Below are 17,764 nucleotides of genomic sequence, written 5' to 3'. Positions count from 1 at the left end.
AGCGGGGATTTATTTACTTATTCATATGGAGAACCAAAAACCTATTTTCACTATTTTTGTTTTATCAATTGGAATAGTCCAATCTATTACACACTCCTTTAAAAGAACCCAAAATGGAAAAGATGCTCTCGGCTAAAGCCTCAATTCAAATTCAAAAACCTATAGATCAGGTTTTTGAAGCCATCATCAACCCTACGCAGATGAATCATTATTTTATCGAACACGGCTCTGGACCATTAGAAACAGATATCACCATTCAGTGGAAATTTCCCGAATTTGATGACCAATTTCCAGTCACAGGCAAACAGATAAGACGCAATGAATACATTTCCTTCGATTGGTCTGGGGGAAGCGAAGGAATGCTTGTGGAGATCCATTTGGAAACCTGTCACAACAATAGCACAGTCGTCCGAATCACAGAGCAACAGATGCCGGCCAATGAGAGTGGTATTCAACAAGCAATCGGACAAACCGAAGGTTGGGCAAACTTCTTAGCTTGTTTAAAATGTTATTTAGAATATGGCATTAACTTACGTACTGGTGCTTTTGATTTTATGAAAAAGAACAGTTAATCCCCTAGATATTCCAATCAGCAAAAGACAGATCAGAGCACCCCGATCCACCGGTGAACTAGATTATGAAATACAAGCATGGCTTTCATAAGTTCCAGGGATTGATAAGTAAAACCATATGTCGACCACTTTTTCTTCTATAGACGAATACATCAATAGCTTCGACTCCGATACACAAGAGGATTTACAGAAGCTTAGACACCTCATCCGGACAGCAGCACCAGGCGATGCGAAAGAAACGATTAACTATGGTATGCCAACCTACCGTTGGCATGGCAACCTCATACATTTTGCAAAATTCAAGAACCATATCGGAATCTATCCGGGACCAACAGCAATTGAAGCCTTCAGAGAACGATTAACAGCCTTCAAAACCAGCAAAGGTGCTATACAAATCCCATTGAATGCACCGTTGCCCAAAGATTTACTGATTGATATCATACAGTTTAATATACTACTGTTACAAGACAAAAAAGCCCCTCAATGGGACAATCATCGTGCTGCTTGGAGAGACTGCGAAGAATTCATGAATCAGATGATCGTCAAGACCGATCTAAAAAAAGAATTTAAATGGGGCACCGATGTGTACACCTACCAGGGTAAAAATGTAATTGGGTGGGCTGGTTTCAAACATTTCTTTTCATTATGGTTTTATAACGGTGTTTTCTTAGAAGATAGATTAAAGGTATTGATCAATGCATCCGAAGGAAAAACAAAGGCACTGCGGCAATGGCGTTTTAATAGTCGGGAGGAAATGAATGAACAAGACATCCTTGCTTATATTCAAGAAAGCGTACAGACAATCAAAGATGGGAAAGAAATAAAGCCAGAACGTGTCGCCCCCCCAACGCCCGCAGGTATTCTGAAAGAAGCATTACACCAAGATATCGCATTTAAAATAGCCTTTGATCGGTTGACACCAGGTAAACGCAAAGAATATCAAAACTATATTTCAGAGGCCAAACAGGAAAAGACTAAAACAGCTAGACTTGAAAAAATAAAACCACTTATCTTAGAAGGCAAAGGTCTCCATGATAAATACAAAAAATCATAACTTAACGGCATGCCCCAGAATAAAACAGTTTATACCGACCAAGACGTTTCGCTCTTTATCGAGACTATAACAGACCAGCAAAAAATAGCAGACAGCCATCGACTAATTGAGATTATGGAGGGAATTACAGGTGAACAGGCCAAAATGTTCGGCTCTTCAATCATCGGATTTGGTTTATATCACTACCGATACGCGAGCGGACACGAAGGTCAAGCTCCATTATTAGGTTTTTCGCCCCGAAAAGCAGCATTTTCACTCTATGTTTATACAGGAGCAGATGGTCACAGCCATCTCTTAGAAGGACTTGGAAAATTCACCATGGGTAAAGCTTGTATTTACATTAAAAAACTAGTCGATATTGACGAGCAAAAACTATCTATAATGATGCGAACCACGCTCGATTTTATCGAAGAGAAATACCAACGAATTAGATCTTAAGCACAAAAAAGGCTCCCTAGCAGGGAGCCTTTTTTGTGGTGATAATAATTTATTTCAGATTATCACGATAGACCTTTGCTTTCTTCAGCTCAGTCTGAATATCCTTACGGGCAGCATCGTACGAAAGTACTTTTTCATAATCTGCTATTGCTTTATTATAAGCAGCTGTAGCTTCCGTTTTATTGTAATTTTCAGTTCCTGCTGTTCCTTTCAAAATACCCAAATCACGGTATGCTACAGCTCTGTTTTGATACAATTTAGCATCATTAGCATTTATTGCTATAGCCTTCGAGTAATCAGCAAGCACCGATTGAAGCAATTCCTCTCTCTTAGCATTTGAAAGCTTACCATTTTCTACTAAAGCATTATTAGCCTTAGCCTTATAGTAATAGGCATTAGCATTTTTAACATCCAAGGTTACCACTTTTCCAAAAGAAGCCGCTGCCTTCTGAAAATCACCAGACTGAAATTGAGAGTACCCCAAAAGATACATCACATCAGGATCTTTAGATTCGGTAGGCATCGCTTTCTCTAAATGTGAAACTGCAGATTTGAAATCACCATCAAGCAGTGCTTTCTGTCCCAATCTCACATTTGCATTACTATGCTCCTGTTGCTGCGCTTGAGCGGTCAATGTCATCAAAGCCAAGGCTAGTGCTGACATTCCCAATTTCAATGATCTCAATTGATTATTTGCAATTTTAATATTCATATCCTTGATTTAAAGTTTCTAGTTTACGTCTTAGAGTAAAAATGCCACAATAAGTTTAAGCCATCAACAAATACTTATAAACATTTCCACAATATTACAATTTCTTTTATTTTTACAACAACCTGCACTATCAAAATGCTGTCATAAACTAACATTCAATGTGACTATTTAGCAGGTTTTATAAATACTATAGCATAAATAATACCAATTTTTACTCTTGGCACTCAGCTTGCACTATAAGCATTCATAATCCATAAGCGAAAAAGTACACCTAAAGTCTGACATCTTGTCGGATTTTAAACAAAATAATATATGAGCAAATTTGACACATTCGACTTCAACCAAGCTATTCCAATCATAAGTGAAGACACCGAGTTCTTCCCTTTGTTAAGCCCACAGGACGAAGACGAAATGCGAAACGAGGATATACCTGAGATTTTATCTATTCTTCCACTACGTAATACTGTTTTATTTCCAGGAGTAGTCATTCCGATAACAGTTGGCCGCGACAAATCTATAAAACTTGTAAAAGAAGCCTACAAAGGAGACAAAACTATTGGGGTTGTATCCCAAAAGGATATGTCAGTAGAAGACCCGGGGTTTGACCAATTGAATAAAGTCGGAACTGTCGCTAATATCATTAAGATATTGCAAATGCCTGATGGCAACACTACAGTCATTATACAAGGAAAACAACGTTTTAAGCTTCACGAACTTGTTCAATCAGAACCTTATATTAAAGCCAAGGTAGAACGGTTTGCTGAAGAAAAACCGAAAACAAGCAACAAAGAATTTAAAGCTTTGATATCCTCCATCAAGGAGTTAGCATTACAGATTATTCAGTTATCACCAAACCTTCCATCCGAAGCTGGGATAGCTATTAAAAATATTGAAAGTCCCACATTCTTAGTTAACTTCATCTCTTCCAACCTTGCATTAGAACTGCCTGCTAAACAAGAGTTACTAGAGCTAAAAGACTTCGTCAAAAGAGCCAAATTGCTTTTGGAGCACCTAACAAATGAGGTGCAGATTTTAGAATTGAAAAATCAGATTCAAAACAAAGTTCGTGTTGACTTAGATAAGCAACAAAGGGACTACTTCTTGAATCAACAGCTTAAGACAATCCAAGAAGAGTTAGGAGGGAACACCCCCGACTTAGAAATGGAAGATCTGAAGAAACGGGCTAAAAGTAAAAAATGGCCAGAAGACGTGAAGAAACATTTCGATAAGGAGATCGAAAAATTAGCTCGGATAAATCCAGCTGCCGCAGATTACTCTGTACAACTCAACTATCTAGAGCTTCTTTTAGACCTTCCTTGGGGCGAATACACCAAAGATAAATTCGACTTAAATAGAGCCATAAAAGTTTTAGACAAAGATCATTATGGTCTAGAAAAAGTCAAACAACGTATCATAGAATACTTAGCTGTGCTAAAGCTAAAAAACGATATGAAAGCGCCCATACTTTGCCTTGTGGGACCTCCGGGAGTCGGAAAAACATCTTTAGGTAAATCTATAGCAAAAGCATTGGGTCGTAAATATACCCGTATGGCTTTAGGCGGTGTACGGGATGAAGCCGAAATCAGAGGCCACCGCAAGACCTATATCGGAGCCATGCCTGGTCGTATTATACAATCATTAAAAAAAGCCGGCACCTCGAATCCCGTATTCGTACTGGATGAAATCGACAAAATAGGCTCTGATTTTAAAGGAGATCCATCATCGGCTCTTTTAGAAGTACTAGACCCCGAACAGAATACACATTTCTACGATCATTACGTCGAGATGGAGTATGACTTATCAAAAGTCATGTTTATTGCTACTGCCAACTCCCTGAGTACTATCCAACCCGCATTGCTAGACCGTATGGAGATCATTGAGGTTAACGGATATACGATAGAAGAGAAGATAGAGATTGCAAAAAAGCATCTTCTTCCCAAACAACGTGAGATGCACGGACTACAAACAAAAGACGTCGCCTTGAATAACAAGGTCATTGAAAAGATCATCGAAGAATATACAAGAGAATCCGGTGTCCGCGGCTTAGAAAAGAAGATTGGTTCTGTTGTACGTGGTATAGCAACCAAGATAGTCATGGAAAAACCACATACTGCTAATGTAAATGCAGAGGCTGCTGAAGAAATCCTAGGAGCCCCTATCTTCGACAAAGATAGCTATGAAAACAACGAGGTTGCAGGAGTCGTTACGGGATTAGCATGGACCTCTGTTGGTGGCGATATTCTTTTTATAGAATCCAGTCTCAGCCCAGGAAAAGGCAAACTAAGTCTAACCGGCAATCTTGGTGATGTCATGAAAGAATCGGCCGCGATTGCCATGGCTTACTTACGTTCCCATGCGGAAGATTTTGGAATCGATTATCGCATTTTTGACCATTGGGACGTCAACATACACGTACCTGCAGGTGCTACTCCAAAAGATGGCCCCTCTGCCGGTATCACTATGCTTACAGCCTTAACCTCTTTATTTACACAGCGTAAGGTCAAAGAAAAGTTAGCAATGACAGGCGAGATCACATTACGTGGCAAAGTCCTCCCTGTTGGTGGTATAAAAGAAAAGATACTCGCTGCCAAACGGGCTAATATCAAGGAAATTATTCTTTGTAAATCGAACAAGAAAGATATTCTAGAGATTAAGGAAGATTATATAAAAGACATGCAGTTTCATTATGTATCGGAGATGTCTGAAGTAATCGACCTAGCTTTACTAAAGAGCAAAGTAAAAAAAGCCAAAGATATCAATAGGTTTAACATCGAACCGGCTAAAGAGAAATAAAAGTAAACTTTACAAAAAAGCATCATTAAAAATGATGCTTTTTTGTATCTAAAAATTAAAGCTTAATTGTCCCGATGCGTATACCTTTCTTTCTTTTCCTCCAAATGGAATTTTCGCATATATATCATACTGTTTCACGACAGGATTGAACACACGTATAAATACAGCATCACAGAAAAAATCCAGATCAATTTGTTGAAGGTTATTCTTTGCCTCCTTAAGCATATTTTCCTCAAGACGCCGACCAATAGACAGATGCGGTTCTTTAGAGATAGAACGTAAAGAAAACTTTCCTTTCAGCGCATTGATAACTACTGCAGAGCGCTGGTTAAAATAATATCGGGATTGCACTGTTGGTGCAATATAGTAGGTATAACTATCCCCATTTTGAAAGACCGAATAGTCGTTGAAATAAACGTATTGCGCATGCTCATAGTTCAATTCTTCGCGCAATAGCGCCACTATACCTTCCAATTGATCCTCGGTGGTCTCAAATTCACAGATTGTAATATGTCCCGCAGCATTACAACTAGAATACCAACCGACCAAGGATTTTAGCACATCTTTTATGCCTTTGATTTTGGCATTAACTTTTTCACAAGGCATAAATGCCAAAGATACTTTAACACTTTCCATCATACATGATTAAAGGTAACTTTCTTAAAGATAAGAAAAACAAAACAGTTTTCCTTACATACCTCTTGTGCGCCCCTAACTCTACTATAAGCATATTAAGCCCTAATAACCGAGCCCTACCCTATATATAGCACAATCATTCATCTGAGAGTTGCGCCCTTTCAAAAACGTAGTTCATAAAATTTAAAGGCCCCAAATCACGATAATGACCTCTACATAGCAAGTATATATAGACCAGTAAAAAAGAAAAAGGAACCCGATTGGGTTCCTTTCAATATCTAACAAATTGACAGCGATTTAAAACTAAATTAATTTACAGCGTCAATAACTGCTTTGAAAGCATCAGGGTTATTCATAGCTAAGTCAGCTAAAACCTTACGGTTCAATCCGATATTCTTAGCATTCAATTTACCGATCAACTTAGAATAAGAAATTCCGTGCTGACGGGCACCTGCATTGATACGTTGAATCCATAAAGCTCTGAACTCGCGTTTTTTGGTTTTACGGTCGCGGTAAGCGTACTGTAAACCTTTTTCTACTGTATTTTTAGCAATAGTATATACTTTGCTACGTGAACCGAAATAGCCTTTAGCTAATTTCAAAATTCTTTTTCTTCTTCTTCTCGAAGCAACTGCGTTAACCGAACGTGGCATAATTATTAAAATTTAATTTGGTAAAAGGTGTTACGTTTTTCAGCAAGCTTACAACCCTATACCCGGTCAAAAAATATTGTTTTTTTTGTTAAGAAAGGATTACTTCCCAAGAACTAACATACGTTTTACATTACCTAAGTCTCCATCAGAAACATAAGCTGTTTGCGTAAGATTACGTTTTTGTTTAGTAGTCTTTTTAGTCAAGATGTGGCTTTTGTAAGCACTTTTTCTTGCAATTTTACCTGTCCCAGTCACTTTAAAACGTTTCTTAGCGCTGGAATTGGTTTTTACTTTTGGCATAATACTTAATATTTATATCAATCTGTTAGAATACTTTTATTTCTTAGCACCTTTTGGAGCCAACGTCAAGAACATACGTTTACCTTCCAATTTAGGTAACAATTCTACTTTACCATAGTCCTCTAAAGCCTGGGCAAATTTCAACAATAAAATCTCTCCTTGCTCTTTAAAGACAATAGCACGCCCTTTAAAGTGTACATACGCACGAACTTTCTCTCCTGCCTCTAAAAAACGCATAGCATGCTTTAATTTGAAGTCAAAATCGTGTTCACTTGTATTAGGTCCAAAACGAATCTCCTTAATAACTGTTTGTTTGGCATTCGCTTTGATTTCCTTTTGCTTTTTCTTCTGCTCATAAATAAACTTGCTGTAATCAACAATTTTACAAACAGGAGGAACAGCATTCGGAGAAATCTCAACTAGATCTAGCTCCAATTCATCAGCCAGCTCTAACGCTTTGCGCGTAGGATATACTCCTGGCTCAACATTATCCCCAACTAAACGTACCTCAGGCACACGTATGAATTCGTTGATACGGTGCTCCGGTTCTTTTTTCCTCATCGGTGGTCTAGGACCACTAGGTCTTTTTAATGCCAAATGTTTAAAATTTTAAACGGTTATTTCTTTTATTAATAAATCTCTAAACTCTTCAGACGTCATCGAACCCAAGTCCACTGACCCGTGTTTACGAACAGAAACTGTGCCACTTTCCATCTCTTTTTCGCCTACAATAAGCATATAAGGCAATTTTTTGACTTCAGCGTCACGGATCTTACGCCCTACTTTCTCGTCACGAAGATCGATTAGACCGCGAATATCGGAATTATTTAGCGATTCTAAAAGTTTTTGCGCATAATCTTCATATTTTTCTGATACCGGCAAGACGATAAACTGCTCTGGTGCAAGCCATAACGGAAACTGTCCACCACAGTGTTCAATCAGTACTGCTACGAACCTTTCCATAGAACCAAACGGCGCACGGTGAATCATCACAGGGCGATGTTTTTGGTTATCGCTTCCTGTATATTCCAATTCAAAGCGCTCTGGCAAGTTATAGTCAACTTGTATCGTACCCAACTGCCATTTACGGCCCAGTGCATCCTTAACCATGAAATCTAATTTAGGACCGTAAAACGCAGCTTCACCGTATTCCACAACAGTTGGAAGTCCTTTTTCAGCAGCAGCCTCAATGATAGCCGATTCAGCCAAAGCCCAGTTTTCGTCCGAACCGATATATTTGGTTTTATTCTCCGGATCACGTAAAGAAACCTGCGCTGTATATTCATTAAAGCCCAACGCTCCAAAGACATAAAGAACCAGGTCGATAACTTTCTTAAATTCTTCCTTCACCTGATCAGGACGACAGAATAAATGGGCATCATCTTGTGTAAACCCACGAACACGAGTTAAGCCATGAAGCTCACCTGATTGTTCGTAGCGATATACCGTTCCGAACTCTGAAAAACGAACCGGCAATTCCTTATACGAACGAGGCTTAGTCTTGTATATCTCACAGTGGTGAGGACAGTTCATTGGTTTTAACAAGAACTCCTCTCCCTCTACCGGCGTTTTTATCGGCTGGAAAGAATCCGCTCCATATTTTTCATAATGTCCTGAAGTGATATAGAGCTGTTTGTGTCCAATATGCGGGGTCATTACCGGCTCATAACCCGAATTCAGCTGTGCTCTTTGCAAAAAGTCTGTCAGCTTCTGTCTTAACGCTGTTCCCTTTGGCAACCATAAAGGCAATCCCATACCCACTTTTTCAGAGAAAGCAAAAAGCTCCAACTCTTTACCTAGCTTACGGTGATCTCTCTTCTTGGCCTCTTCGATAAACTTGAGATAATCTGTAAGCTCTGATGCTTTCGGGAAAGTAACACCGTAAATACGGGTCAACTGCTTTCTAGTTTCGTCACCGCGCCAATAGGCTCCAGCAACATTGGTCAGCTTAATAGCTTTGATAAAACCTGTATTCGGGATATGTGGACCTCGACACAGATCGGTAAAATTACCTTGCGAATAAAAGGTAATCGACCCATCCTCTAAATCTTTAATCAGATCCAGTTTATACTCGTCTCCTTTATCTTCAAAGTAAGCAAGCGCTTCCGCTTTAGAAACACTTCTTCTATCGAACACTTCTTTCTTCTTAGCCAACTCCAGCATCTTATCTTCAATCTGCTTAAAATCGTCAGAAGAAAACATTTGATCACCAAAGTCCACATCATAGTAAAAGCCCGTTTCGATAGAAGGACCAATACCAAATTTGATACCTGGATACAATTCTTCCAACGCTTCTGCCAACAAGTGCGCAGAAGAGTGCCAAAAAGTAGACTTGCCCTTATCATCATTCCAAGTCAACAACTTGACTGCAGCATCGGTATCGATAGAACGGGATGCGTCCCACACTTCACCATTTACTTCTGCTGCTAATACATTGCGTGCTAAACCTTCGGAGATAGATAGAGCTACCTGCATAGCGGTAGTTCCTTTTTCATACTGACGCACCGAACCGTCAGGGAGAGTAATGTTAATCATCTACAATTATGATTTTAAAATTTGTTAATGCGTTAAGCACATCCACATACAGTATGTACAATTACACTGTTCTACATGAAGACACACCTAGTTAATTTAATAAACGTCCAAACATAGATAAAATGCTTGGCATTAGCGAATCCCTAGATTAAAAAAGGCACTTCAGCTCACTAATTTTACCTTTATATGCTATTTAATAACCTTACAAATGTACCTTTGCTCTTTCAACAACAGTAAATGAACATGATTCAAAAAGGCGCAACTTCTTCAAAACTGCATCCGCGTAACAAGCACCGCAACGGCTACCAGATGGACAAACTGTGTAAAAGCAACCCAGCCCTTCTCGCCTTCATATTTACGAACGACTTCGGTACCCAAAGCATCGACTTTGCTAACCCAAAGGCGGTATTCGAACTGAACAAGGCCTTACTTACCAGTGAGTACAAAATCAAAAACTGGCAGATTAGCCCCAATAGCCTTTGCCCAGGTATACCTGGAAGAGCAGACTACATACACTATATCGCCGACATTTTGGCAAAAGACAACGATGGTCACATTCCAACTGGCGAAAAAGTCAAGGTACTTGACATCGGGACGGGGTCAAGCTTGGTCTACCCAATCATAGGAGCACAAGAATACCTTTGGGATTTCACAGCGACAGAGATTGACATGAAGTCTATTCAAAACGCCGAAATAAACATCAACAAAAACTCATGGCTCAAAAAGAAAATACAACTCAGGTTCCAAGACGACAAAGAACACATACTCCAAGGCGTCGTGTTTGACAAGGATCGCTTCAATGCGGTCATCTGTAATCCTCCTTTTTTCAAATCACGTGAAGACAACTGGAAAGTAAGTTCAAGAAAATTTCAGAACCTACACAAGAACAAAGAACAGCCTACCGTTCAGAACTTTGCAGGTCACCCCAACGAACTATGGTACCCTGGCGGTGAAAAAGCTTTTATAAGTAAGCTTATTTACGAAAGTATGAAGTTCAGAGATCAGCTCAATTGGATTACTACCCTCGTTTCGAGCAAAGACCACATAAAACCCCTGATCGCCATACTCGAATACCACAAAGCTACCGCAATAGAAATCATCCCTATGCAGCAGGGTCAAAAAGTTTCAAGAATTCTTGCCTGGAAATGGTAATACAAAAAAAGCCATCAACATCTGTTGATGGCTTTACAAACATGGCTCCTGAAGCTGGGCTCGAACCAGCGACCCTCTGATTAACAGTCAGATGATCTAACCCGATAAGCTACTGAGAAATGCTGTAATCTCCAAACAACACATAACCAATAACTAACTATTATTAAAGGATTTACAAACCAACGTTTTTGATTTACAATGACAAATTTAACAAAAATTTTTCTTTCTTGAAAATGTTCTGTTACATCTTTGTAACAAAAAAAATGAAATAAACATTTAAAAGAAAGGGGAATAATATTTAGAAGTCTTGATGACCTTACCAGATTTTTTTGAATTACATGATCTACAAATTAATTGAAAATTGGTTATATCATTTGTTCCTCCTAAATTTATAGGAACTATATGATCAATTGCTTTATGAAAATCAGTTTTCAACAAGCCAGACAAGTCAGACAGGCAAATTGCACAACATCCTTTATCTCTATAAAAGATTGCTTTCTGCACCCAGCTTTGGAAATATGCACATCTAATAACTTTCCCATCTGAAGAAAGAATTTTAGGATTATCCACAAACTTCAACTCACTTACATATTCGGATACCAGCTTGTTAAATTCCATACAAAAAAGACGATCAGAAAACAATAATTGAAAAGTTTCATTAACTATTTTTTGCAGTATATTATTATTGAATTCCTTTTCAAGATATAACAAGTATTCGTAATCTTTTCTTCTCGACTTACGATACTTGTGTTTATAGCTCTTAAATAGACTTTCGAATTCATTGGCGACTTCCTCTCTCTCTCCTTTTTTTACATAATACTCAAATTGAAACGACACGTGGTTACTTATAAAAACATGCAAAATTGTTTCTTTTTTAGGTTTAACCGTACCTTCTAAATCTAAATCAAGGAAATCTAAAAAATATTCTTCGGGATTATTAGATAGAACTGTATCTCTTATACTTGAAGCAAAGCGATAAGCGTGATCAAAATTCATTTCAATAAATGTATCAAACATAAGTTTTATTTAGCTATTACACATCCTCTTCTGGAATCACTAAAACTAAGATACATCAAACAATTATACTTGAAAAGCAGTTTATACAAATTCATCCGAAGTTTTCCCAAACAATCATCTAATAAATTTTCATGTTGTATTTGTTTTTCCCAAGTAAATATTTTTCAGTGTTTTGTAATACCAAATCAAAATATTCCTGCGTAGTCCTCATGGAAGTAGCTAAAAAACAACTAAATACATATCCAACTCTATGTTTTTATTGCTTTTCACAAAGGTAAGGATTCAATGTTGCCTTGAATCTTAATATTATCCGCACACGATGAGGTCTGCAAGTGCCAAATCTCATCTAGGCAAAGTATTATTGGTTTATTATCTTTGTTAATATATGATAATTTAATTTATGAAAAGATTTTCAAAGCGTAATGGACACTCTTCTTCTGAAAAAGAAATTACAACTAGAGAGGATGCACCGGTAGGATTGAGACAATTTATCCCTCAACTATTATATGACTTAGGATTGTCCTCAACATCTGTAAGAGAAACTATTTGCCGTGTACTACGAGTATCACCGCAAACCCAGTATAATTGGGGAGAGCCCAATATCAGCAATGAAGTAAGAGAATGGATGGAAGAGTGCGAATGGTTTTATATCTATGATATAATTGAAAGATTTCACCAAACTATCCAGCGGAAAGCGGAATTCACCGAAGAAATCAATGATTATTTCAAAGCCAATGGAATAGGCTGGAAGTTAAACAATGGTCATATAGTATTTCGCGGAGAAGAGTTATTTGAAGATGATTTAGGAAAGGCCATTAAAGAATTAGGAGAAGCTAAACTACATACGGCTCAAAATGAGATAAGGGAAGCCATTAATGATCTTTCAAGAAGACCTAATCCTGATATTACTGGAGCGATTCAGCATGGTGTAGCTAGTTTAGAATGCGTTGCTAGAGACCTTGTTGGGAATAACAAAATCACATTAGGCGAACTTATCAAAAGAAATCGTGAAATAGTTCCCCCTACAATCGATATTATTGTGGAAAAGATATGGGGCTTTTCTTCGGAGCAAGGAAGGCATCTTCGTGAACAAGGAGAACCTTCCTATGAAGAAGCTGAATTGATGTTAGGGTTATCCGCTTCAATTTCAACTTATTTAGCCAAGAAGAAGAATTCACTAAAACCACCACCTGCTGTATGGGATGATCTTTAACAAATTTTTATGACTACAAATGATACCAAACAAATAGTAGCACTATATTTTGAAGAGAAGAATCACATTACTCACAAATATGACAAAAAGCTTATTATCAACAATAGAAAGTATAGAATAAGACCAGACGATGCCTACTATTTTGCGAACAAGGTGGTTATTGTAGAATACGAAAATAATCTGCGACCTGTGGAAAGTATTTCGAAGTATCTGTGGTTATTCCGAAAAACGAATTGGTTGAATGAAAATATTAAAATCTCACTTCTTTTAACAATTAACAATTGCAAGGTGGAAAGCGATTATAAAATAAGAACAGAAAGCATTTTGGAATTAGGAGAATTGCTTAAACAGCTTTATCCAGATCACTTTGATTTCTCTTTATTAAGTTATTCTGATTTGGATAATGACAATATAAACATAAGCCTGGATTTGTTAATGGCTAAACAATGGTAGAAAGCTGAAAATCCACAACTAATAATTAGGAAAAAACATTGATTCTTCTTTGAAAAAACCGAGCAATATATGATTCTTTATAGTCGTATTTTACCACTTTACAAATAAATTTAATAATGAAAAGGGAATACCTGACTTCTGATATGATCCTCCAAATCGAGCAACAATCCAAAGATCCCATTTGGCGCATGGGGATTTTAGCATCTTTTAAAAACCGATGGTTTGATATTATGTCTGTTTCAGCAAGAGGCCTGATATATATTCATGGCAATAAAGATACCGGTTGGGCTCATATACTGAGTAGGCATAGCTATTACTCAAACGATCTCTACTTTGGACAAGGTGCCATTGGAAATCCGAGTAGATTTAAAGCATTGGAAATACCAATTTTTGATTGGCGGCAAATTGCAGATGACGTATTTATCCTTGGTAAGATTGATGAAAAAGCACATCCGGACGGCGATTTGTTCGTTAAATATGTTGGCAGATCATCGCGTTTTACGGATTCCAATGGTGAAAGCAAAGATTTCATACTAATTCTTTATCGCGGCACACGTATCGTCCATTCAATGTTCCCTAAGAAGAGCTTACAACCGGATGTACCAAAATCAAAATTACGAAATCTAAAACGTGCATTAAACTATGTCAAAGTTGAGAAACCACTGTTCAACGACTGCGTCATTATTCGCATTCCATATGTTGACGCGCAACTTATTGAACGTTTTTCGATTATCATTCACATTGACATCAACATCATGCAGGGTTTAGCACACTTACAGGTAAATGGGCCAAATGGCCAGCCTTTGTACAGTATATCGAAACTCCTTGGCTTTGACTTTCAGTTCGATAAAGCTGATTTCGAGTCCAATCATATAGAGTTTAACCGTTTTATCAATTCATTTACTAAATACACTGATTTTAGTCATATTGAGGAAGTGATGGTGCACGTAGAAAATAAATATCTTTTCTCAAAAGAATAATCACCATACATATTTTCTTTCCTCAAAGATAACCAATTGGTATCTTTAACGACTCTCATGTTATTTAGGATCTACCGAAAGATCAGAAAATTCTGAACCATTCTCTGGCTTAAAGATTAATTTTTCAAAAATAAAGCTTTCTACTGCATTTATATTGCCATAAAAAAACAGATAACCATGAACTGCCTGAGGAAGATAATTTACCATTTCAGAATAAAGAGCATCATTATTTTTCCCCAAGATCTGTTTCCGAACAGAAAACATGTCGATCTTGTATGTGTCTACCGCCAATAAGATCTTACCACTCAATCCGCTTATCTCGTCATTACCAAATTTGTCGTTCATCTTAAATGCCACTTTTTTTGAAAAAGGTATATCAGAATCGTCCAGTCGACCAAATCCATCATCTATTTTCATAGATGGGCTATATATCTCAATGTGTACGGTCTCTTTTGTTGGGCTCTCAATGGTAAGATCAATGTCACGGTTACCTCCTGTGGCTGGAATAGAAAATTTATGTTCAAATCTAATTTTGTACCCTAATAATCTAAAATGTTCCGCTACGAGTAACTCGCTTAGCGTAGATAAAAAACTCGTATCGTCAAGATTCTTGATTTTGCCATGAAAAGCAACATCTTTTAATAGCTCTGGAAAACATGCTAACCATCGTTCGAGATTGGCAACAATTGGCGTTCCTACGCTATAGAATTGAGGATACTGCTTTTCAATGTGTACTGTTGAAAGTAAATTTAAAAGGTTAAATACTCTCGGTTCTATCAAATCAAACTCAAAATCAGAAGATTTTTCTAATTTCCTTTGCCACCGAATGTAATCATAGTTATTAAGTAGTTCATTTATATTAGGATAAAGTGCAGCTACCGCTTTCAAACAATCGATTGCTTGCTGTGTATTCTCATAAAACATTTCAATTCGTAAATAAGGTAATTTGTTTTTTCAATGTTAGTTTAAATAAACTACGACAATTAATGCTAATAAACTGAAGTTGTCAATAAAGTTACAAAATAATCCATAGTTCAATCTCTCAAACGTCTATACATAAATTATCTCGATTTTCCTCTTTTATTCTTGTTTTCGTCCACATCAGGAATTGTACCATATCTAATATTCTGAATTGTAGGTTTTACATATTGTTCCTCTTCCAAACCAGCGGCCTTAATGATACTTTCGGGAATGTTCGTGTTTAAAAGTTTGTTTCCGTCCTTTAACTTAGGCAAAATTTTATCCTTGATTGCTTGTAGGACGGTTTCAGGACCTTTAGGGTGAGCCAAAACGTTAACAAGTGGCATGGTATAAGTAATAGCCCCAAAGGATTGATTGGGTACTCCGTAGACTATCCCTTTCAACATCGTCTTATCTAATTTAGCATTGAATTTCGCCGTTTCCTTTTTCTCAACATATTTGTTCAATAGGTCGTCAATATAGTGTTCAAGATCCATGTTAATCGAAAATGCTTCCATGTATTTATCGGCAGGGTATTCAATCGGTGGTAAACTCTTACAGTATTCCTCCGCTTGACGGATTAATTCTCGTCCTTTTTCGTCTTTTGCATAATAGTCGGTGTTACCTCCATGCCCCTCATTTTTAGCATAGCCAGCGTGAACGCCATTTATATACAAATTGGCGGTAAAGGCTTCCGTTTCTTCACTAAGTTGGGCGCTGTGATAAATGCTCTTTAGTTCGATTTTCATAATGAATGGATTAAATGATAAATTAAAGTCTGTTTTCTTTCGCTATAACTTACACGGTACAAAAACCCCTGACCCAATAAAGGATCAGGGGTTCGGGCGGGCTGGTTCAGATTAGCCCGTTTGTAAAGGATTGGTAGAACGTTTCAAATGGTGCTTTTGGTTTATGGGTTCGGATACCCGAACGAATACCCGATAATTTCTCAAAACGGTTCATTGAGAAAATACCAACCGGAATACGGTACCGTTTTCTGTTGCAATAAAATTCCCCGTGGTCATCAACAAGGGTAAACTTCGCATTCTTACCGAGTTGCCATGTCGCCACTTTACAATCGGCAACACGGCCACTTATCCCCGCGTCGAATACCGTATGTATTTTGGCGTTCGGAAATAGGGTTTTAAGCCAAGTAAACTGTTCTTTAGTTGGCAATAAACCCAATGAAACAAACGCACTCAAACAGGGCGGGTTAACCCAATTGGGATGATAATGGCAAAAGCACAACAAATCGCTTGCGGAATGACCGATAAAAAGATGGGTGACGGATACAGGTAAGCCGTCCGTCACCAACCACATACCTTTACAGACAGGGATACGGACACCATTTTCACTCCAATGCTCTTGGGCCAATACCTGATTTTCCATTGTATAAGGAAACATAATGTTATCCTCGACTATATTGATATGTGGTGCAAAGAAGTTCCGTACTTCGGACTTCAATCGGAGAAATACCATTACCTTGCAACGCCACGTCCGTAGCCTCTGCTTTCCTGTTTATCACGGAGATTTAGCACGAGGTCTTGAACGGTTTTCTCATTGCCTTTGTCTTTCTGTTTTTTATCGGCCATCATCATATCGGCCAATGCTCGGTTGTATCCCTCGGTATAACCCTCGTCCTGTGGTTCAAACCTGCCTTTTAGGTTATTGATACCACGGAATATCAAATATGAGATACCGCCGTCCAATAGCACGGATAGGATAAGCCGTTTACGGTCTGAACGGATACCCTTATTGTCCGTTGCCGAGTGCTGGATTTTCGTTCCATCTGTGAGTTCTACCACTTCTCCGTTGCGGAAAGCCTCCTGTTGCTTTTCCGAAAGTTCTTCGCCGTTTACTCTGATCGGGGCCTGTACTTCATCGGGTTCATACGCCACAAATTCCCTTGTTAGGTCGTCATACTCAATAATGACTGTTTTCTTCTTGTTGCCGTCAATATCCTGTTCCTTGCTGACTACGTGCTGTTCTCCTGCGATCAGGGCTTTTTCGTCGTCATCACTCAATAATGGATGCCATTGCGGTTCTCGGTAAATGGGATGTATGTTGAGCTGGACATCGCCGAGCTCATTCCGGCTAATGGATAGCTTTGCATCCAGTTGGCGGATGGCAAGCCCGTCGATGTTCAGACCTGCCATGCTCAACATATCGGTTCTTCTTCCTGCAAGCAGGGCATCGATATTCTCCGGACTGATACTGAACCCTCCGTCTTTGTAAAGCCCCAATTTTTCAAGTTCATTTAGGGGCATTTCATTTTCGTTGATGGGATATTTCATGA

19 protein-coding genes and 1 tRNA gene are annotated in these 17,764 nt (G+C 38.2%); 8 read left to right on the top strand and 12 right to left on the bottom strand.

What is annotated here, in order from left to right; translation table 11 throughout:
* Nucleotides 1-113: 113 nt before the first annotated feature.
* The 3 genes from JKG61_RS15315 to JKG61_RS15305 all read left to right on the top strand — a co-directional run bounded on the left by JKG61_RS15315 (nt 114) and on the right by JKG61_RS15305 (nt 2,064).
* Nucleotides 114-572, top strand: coding sequence for an SRPBCC domain-containing protein (locus JKG61_RS15315; RefSeq protein WP_237249496.1), 459 nt, complete (start codon nt 114-116; stop codon nt 570-572).
* A 118-nt stretch (nt 573-690) separates the two neighbouring features.
* Nucleotides 691-1,626 carry a DUF1801 domain-containing protein gene (locus tag JKG61_RS15310; RefSeq protein WP_202103821.1) on the top strand — a complete coding sequence of 312 codons (936 nt, stop codon included), beginning with the start codon at nt 691-693 and terminating at the stop codon, nt 1,624-1,626.
* Between the two features lie 9 nt (nt 1,627-1,635).
* Nucleotides 1,636-2,064, top strand: a complete 429-nt coding sequence (locus tag JKG61_RS15305; protein WP_202103820.1) for a DUF1801 domain-containing protein — start codon at nt 1,636-1,638, stop codon at nt 2,062-2,064.
* A 49-nt stretch (nt 2,065-2,113) separates the two neighbouring features.
* On the opposite strand, the gene JKG61_RS15300 is transcribed toward JKG61_RS15305, so the two are convergent.
* On the bottom strand, nt 2,114-2,776 hold the full coding sequence (locus tag JKG61_RS15300) for a CDC27 family protein (protein WP_202103819.1): 663 nt from the start codon (nt 2,774-2,776) through the stop codon (nt 2,114-2,116).
* 312 nt (nt 2,777-3,088) lie between these two features.
* Here JKG61_RS15300 and lon point away from each other — a divergent pair, with 312 nt between their 5' ends.
* On the top strand, nt 3,089-5,569 hold the full coding sequence (gene lon, locus JKG61_RS15295; protein WP_202103818.1) for an endopeptidase La: 2,481 nt from the start codon (nt 3,089-3,091) through the stop codon (nt 5,567-5,569).
* A 48-nt stretch (nt 5,570-5,617) separates the two neighbouring features.
* Here the strand turns inward: lon and JKG61_RS15290 are convergent, their stop codons facing one another.
* The 5 genes from JKG61_RS15290 to thrS form a co-directional block, all read right to left on the bottom strand.
* Nucleotides 5,618-6,208 carry a 2'-5' RNA ligase family protein gene (locus JKG61_RS15290; protein WP_202103817.1) on the bottom strand — a complete coding sequence of 197 codons (591 nt, stop codon included), beginning with the start codon at nt 6,206-6,208 and terminating at the stop codon, nt 5,618-5,620.
* Between the two features lie 305 nt (nt 6,209-6,513).
* On the bottom strand, nt 6,514-6,858 hold the full coding sequence (rplT, locus tag JKG61_RS15285) for a 50S ribosomal protein L20 (protein WP_021069890.1): 345 nt from the start codon (nt 6,856-6,858) through the stop codon (nt 6,514-6,516).
* 99 nt (nt 6,859-6,957) lie between these two features.
* Nucleotides 6,958-7,158 (bottom strand): 50S ribosomal protein L35, encoded by a 201-nt coding sequence (gene rpmI / locus JKG61_RS15280; protein ID WP_021069889.1) that lies wholly within the window; start codon nt 7,156-7,158, stop codon nt 6,958-6,960.
* Nucleotides 7,159-7,194: 36 nt separating this feature from the next.
* Nucleotides 7,195-7,719 carry a translation initiation factor IF-3 gene (infC, locus tag JKG61_RS15275; RefSeq protein WP_021069888.1) on the bottom strand — a complete coding sequence of 175 codons (525 nt, stop codon included), beginning with the start codon at nt 7,717-7,719 and terminating at the stop codon, nt 7,195-7,197.
* A 48-nt stretch (nt 7,720-7,767) separates the two neighbouring features.
* Complete coding sequence (thrS, locus tag JKG61_RS15270; RefSeq protein WP_202103816.1) at nt 7,768-9,693, bottom strand: threonine--tRNA ligase; 1,926 nt, start codon at nt 9,691-9,693, stop codon at nt 7,768-7,770.
* A 237-nt stretch (nt 9,694-9,930) separates the two neighbouring features.
* Here thrS and rlmF point away from each other — a divergent pair, with 237 nt between their 5' ends.
* Nucleotides 9,931-10,845, top strand: coding sequence for a 23S rRNA (adenine(1618)-N(6))-methyltransferase RlmF (gene rlmF / locus JKG61_RS15265; protein ID WP_237249495.1), 915 nt, complete (start codon nt 9,931-9,933; stop codon nt 10,843-10,845).
* A 42-nt stretch (nt 10,846-10,887) separates the two neighbouring features.
* Here the strand turns inward: rlmF and JKG61_RS15260 are convergent.
* Nucleotides 10,888-10,964 (bottom strand) — tRNA-Asn (locus JKG61_RS15260).
* Between the two features lie 157 nt (nt 10,965-11,121).
* Nucleotides 11,122-11,862 (bottom strand): HNH endonuclease, encoded by a 741-nt coding sequence (locus JKG61_RS15255; RefSeq protein WP_202103815.1) that lies wholly within the window; start codon nt 11,860-11,862, stop codon nt 11,122-11,124.
* A gap of 400 nt (nt 11,863-12,262) precedes the next feature.
* On the opposite strand from JKG61_RS15255, the gene JKG61_RS15250 reads away from it, so the two are divergent.
* From JKG61_RS15250 to JKG61_RS15240, 3 genes are all read left to right on the top strand, one after another.
* Complete coding sequence (locus JKG61_RS15250; RefSeq protein WP_202103814.1) at nt 12,263-13,075, top strand: AbiJ-NTD4 domain-containing protein; 813 nt, start codon at nt 12,263-12,265, stop codon at nt 13,073-13,075.
* Nucleotides 13,076-13,084: 9 nt separating this feature from the next.
* On the top strand, nt 13,085-13,528 hold the full coding sequence (locus JKG61_RS15245) for a hypothetical protein (protein WP_202103813.1): 444 nt from the start codon (nt 13,085-13,087) through the stop codon (nt 13,526-13,528).
* A gap of 116 nt (nt 13,529-13,644) precedes the next feature.
* Complete coding sequence (locus JKG61_RS15240) at nt 13,645-14,508, top strand: hypothetical protein (protein WP_202103812.1); 864 nt, start codon at nt 13,645-13,647, stop codon at nt 14,506-14,508.
* 60 nt (nt 14,509-14,568) lie between these two features.
* On the opposite strand, the gene JKG61_RS15235 is transcribed toward JKG61_RS15240, so the two are convergent.
* The 4 genes from JKG61_RS15235 to JKG61_RS15220 form a co-directional block, all read right to left on the bottom strand.
* Entirely contained in the window at nt 14,569-15,432 is an 864-nt protein-coding gene (locus JKG61_RS15235) for a hypothetical protein (protein WP_202103811.1), read from the bottom strand.
* Nucleotides 15,433-15,569: 137 nt separating this feature from the next.
* Entirely contained in the window at nt 15,570-16,217 is a 648-nt protein-coding gene (locus JKG61_RS15230; protein ID WP_202103810.1) for a hypothetical protein, read from the bottom strand.
* Nucleotides 16,218-16,323: 106 nt separating this feature from the next.
* Nucleotides 16,324-16,947, bottom strand: a complete 624-nt coding sequence (locus JKG61_RS15225) for a hypothetical protein (RefSeq protein WP_202103809.1) — start codon at nt 16,945-16,947, stop codon at nt 16,324-16,326.
* Complete coding sequence (locus tag JKG61_RS15220) at nt 16,947-17,762, bottom strand: DUF4099 domain-containing protein (RefSeq protein WP_202103808.1); 816 nt, start codon at nt 17,760-17,762, stop codon at nt 16,947-16,949. The genes JKG61_RS15225 and JKG61_RS15220 overlap by 1 nt, the downstream gene beginning before the upstream one ends.
* Nucleotides 17,763-17,764: the final 2 nt, after the last annotated feature.

Source organism: Sphingobacterium faecale, from assembly GCF_016746095.1.
Lineage (GTDB): Bacteria > Bacteroidota > Bacteroidia > Sphingobacteriales > Sphingobacteriaceae > Sphingobacterium > Sphingobacterium faecale.
Note: the sequence above shows the minus strand (reverse complement) of the source record. Positions and strands in the feature narration are given on the sequence as shown.